Origin of the sequence: Streptomyces sp. NRRL F-5650 (assembly GCF_000721365.1) — a bacterium.
GTDB classification, from domain to species: domain Bacteria; phylum Actinomycetota; class Actinomycetes; order Streptomycetales; family Streptomycetaceae; genus Streptomyces; species Streptomyces ardesiacus.
On record NZ_JOGV01000108.1, the window covers coordinates 1 to 3,794 of the forward strand.

General features: G+C 74.0%; 1 protein-coding gene and 1 pseudogene. Both read right to left on the minus strand.

The features are described 5' to 3' along the window. A partial coding sequence (locus IG88_RS45190; protein ID WP_324609022.1) for a polyketide synthase occupies positions 1-435 on the minus strand: 435 nt, incomplete at its 3' end. Positions 436-459: 24 nt separating this feature from the next. Next, positions 460-3,755, minus strand: a pseudogene (locus IG88_RS44050) (SDR family NAD(P)-dependent oxidoreductase); the annotation flags it as partial. Positions 3,756-3,794: the final 39 nt, after the last annotated feature.

A 3,794-nucleotide genomic window follows, 5' to 3' on the forward strand; every position in this document is an offset into this window, starting at 1 on the left:
GTCCACATGCGGCGTCGGCTCATCCACGTGCAACGTCTTCGGCACCACACCGTGCCGCATCGCCTCGACCATCTTGATGACGCCCGCCACACCGGCCGCAGCCTGGGTATGACCGATGTTCGACTTCACCGAGCCGAGCAACAGCGGCCTGTCCTCGGGGCGGCCCTGACCGTACGTGGCAAGCAGAGCCTGCGCCTCGATCGGATCACCGAGGGACGTCCCCGTGCCGTGCGCCTCCACGACGTCGACCTCGGCGGCCGGCATGCCCGCGCCGGCCAGCGCCTGGCGGATGACCCGCTGCTGCGAGGGGCCGTTGGGCGCGGTCAGGCCGTTGGACGCGCCGTCCTGGTTGACCGCCGAACCCCGCACCACCGCGAGCACCTCGTGCCCGTTGCGGCGCGCGTCCGACAACCGCTCCACCAGGAGCAGGCCCACGCCTTCCGACCAGGTGGTGCCGTCGGCTCCGGCCGCGAAGGACTTGCAGCGGCCGTCGGGCGCCAGGCCCTGCTGGCGGCTGAACGCTACGAAGGAGTCCGGGGTCGACATGACGGCGACCCCGCCGGCCACCGCCAGGGTGCACTCACCCCGCCGCAGCGCCTGCACCGCCTGGTGCAACGCCACCAGCGACGACGAGCACGCCGTGTCCACCGTCACCGCAGGACCCTCGAACCCGAACGCGTACGAGAGTCGATGTGCGCGTACTCGAACGCCTCCCAGGTGGTCTCCAGGAGCAGCCGCTGCTGCGGGTCCATGGCCAGGGCCTCGTGCGGCGAGATCCCGAAGAACTCGGGGTCGAAATCGGCGGCGTCGTGCAGGAACCCGCCTTCACCGACATAGCTGGTGCCGGCGCGCAGGCCACTCCGGTCGACCAGATCGCGCACGTTCCAGCCGCGGTCCTCGGGGAAGGGCGTGACGCCGTCCCTTTCCTCGGCGACCAACTGCCACAGCTCCTCGGGCGTGCGGACGCCGCCGGGGTAGCGGCAGCTCATGCCGATGATGGCGATCGGTTCGTCGTCGCCGGACGCCGACGTTGTCGCAAGGGCCGGGGCCGCTGCGGCGGCCTGGTCGCCGACGAGTTCGGCGTACAGGTGGCGGGCGAGCACCGCCGGTGTCGGGTAGTCGAAAACGAGGGTGGCGGGCAGCCGCACCCCGGTGGCCGTGGCTAGCTGGTTGCGCAGGTCTACGGCGGTCAGCGAGTCGAACCCGAGCTCGGAGAAGGCCCGGTCGGGCGCCGGTTCGCTGTCGGGCGCGTACCCGAGCACGGCGGTGACGTGCCGCAGCACCAGCCGCAGCAGCGCCTCCTCGCCGGCGGCGGCCGGCAGGGCGCCCAGTTGGTGGCGGAGCTCGCCGGTGGGCTCGGCACCGGTGGCCCGCCGGGGGGTGGTACGGACGAGGCCGCGCATCACCGGGGGGACTCCGGCGGCCTCACCGCGGAGGGCGGACGGGTCGAACGCCATCGGGACCAGCACCGGTTCGTCCCTGCCGAGTGCCGCGTCGAACAGCGCGAGCCCGTCCTCGACGGCCAGGGCCGACAGTCCGCTGCGGGAGGCGCGGGCGAGATCGTGCTCGCTCAGGGCGCCCGACAGGGAGCTGCGCTGCTCCCACAGGCCCCAGGCCAGCGCGTGTGCGGTGAGCCCCTGGGACCTCCGGTGCTCGGACAGGGCGTTGAGGAAGGTGTTGGCCGCGGCGTAGTTGGCCTGGCCGACCGCACCGAGGATGCCGGCCGCGGAGGAGAAGAGGACGAAGAAGTCGAGGTCCGCCGTGAGTTCGTGGAGGTTCCACGCAGCCTGCGACTTGGGCCGCAGCACGGTGTCGACCCGGTTCGGGGTCAGCGAGGTGATCACCCCGTCGTCCACGACACCCGCCGAGTGGACCACACCACGCAGGGGACGCCCGGCGGGGATGTCCCCGAGGACGGCCGCCAGGCTGTCCCGGTCCGCCACATCGCAGGCGGCGATCGTGGCCTCGGCGCCCAGCTCGGCGAGTTCCGCCACCAGTTCCTGCGCACCCTCGGCCTGCGGGCCCCGGCGGCCGAGCAGCAGCAGATGGCGTACGCCGTGCTCGCGGGCCAGGTGCCGGGCCACGGCACTGCCGAGGACGCCGGTGCCGCCGGTGATGAGGACGGTTCCGTCCGGGTCCCGGGCCGGTGCCTCCTCGTCCCCGGTCCGCTCGGCGGGGACGGCCGGGGCCACGCGGGTGAGCCGGGGCGCCCATAACGAACCGTCACGGAGAACCAGTTCGGGTTCGCCGGCCGCGAGAACGGTCCGGACGGCCGGCACCAGGAGCGACGCGGTCCCCTCGCTGGGATCAGCCGGAAGGTCGAGTTGCACCATCCGGTCGGGGTGCTCGGACTGGGCGGAGCGCAGCAGACCGCGGGCTGCTGCATGCGCCGGGTCGGGGCCCTGCCCGTCGGTGGCCACCGCCGCGAGGGTCGCCGCGTTGCGGGTGAGCAGCACCAGCCGGGACGACGCGAACCTGTCGTCGTCGAGCCATGTCTGCGCCGTCTCCAGCGCCCAGACCGTCGCCGCCCTCGTGGCCTCCGGTACGTCGGCCGAGGAGTCGGGGCAGGCGACGACGACGGTCTCCGGCACGGCGGTACCCTCGTCGATCGCCGCGGCGAGGTCCGCGAGGTTCCCGTACGCCTCGCCGTGGGCGTCCGCGGCGTGGACGAGCGCGGCGGCTTCGTCACCGATGGCGGCCCAGGTGAGCGGGGAGTCGTCACCTGCGACCGGGGACAGTTCCGCCCAGCCGGTGCGGTAGAGCGCGCCGTCGTGGCCCCGCGCGGCGCGCAGTCGGCCGTCGGTGACCGGGCGCAGGACGAGCGTGTCGACGGAGGCCACCGGCAGTCCGGCACCGTCCGTGATGCCGACCGTGACACCGTCGGCACCCGCCGGGGCGAGGCTGACGCGCACGGTGTCCGCGCCCGTCGCGTACAGGCGCAGGCCCTCCCAGGAGAACGGCAGGCCGCGCGGCGGCTCCCTGTCGCCGGAGCCCTCCAGCAGGGACACACCGTGCAGGGCCGCGTCGAGCACCGCGGGGTGCAGGCAGTAGTCGCCCGCCTCGTCGCCCTCGGGCAGGCGTACCTCGGCGAAGACCTCGGAGCCGCGGCGCCATGCCGCCGTGAGCCCCTGGAAGCTGGGGCCGTAGGCGAAACCGCCCTCTCTCATCGTGTCGTACAGGCCGTCCACCTCGACGGGTACGGCGCCCTCCGGCGGCCACACGTGAGATGCGGGGAGCGACCCGGGTGCCGCCTGGGCCGGGGACATCACACCGGTGGCGTGGGTGGTCCAGGCTCCGGCGTCACCGGTCCTCGCGTGCACCGCGAAGGAGCGGCGTCCTTCCTCGTCCGCGTCGCCCGCCGTGAGCTGGACCCGCGTGGTGGCACCTTCGGGAAGCACCAGCGGGGTGTGCAGCGTCAGTTCCTCGACGCCCGCGCAACCGACCTCGTCGCCTGCCCGCAGGGCCATCTCGACGAAGCCCGCACCGGGGAAGAGCACGGTGCCGAGCACCGCGTGATCGGCCAGCCAGGGCAGCTCCGCCGGCGAGAGCCTGCCGGTGAGGAGCACACCGTCTCCGTCGGCCACGCCGACCCGGGCACCGAGCAGCGGGTGCCCCGTGGCTTCGAGGCCCACGGACCCGATGGCCGCGTCCACACCGGCCGGTGCGGAGCGCCGGGGCCAGTGACGCTGTCGGTCGAAGGCGTACGTGGGCAACGCGACCCGCCGTCCGGGACGCAGCCCCGGCCACGACACCACCGCCCCCCGCGCATACAGACGCGCCAGCCCCCGGACGAA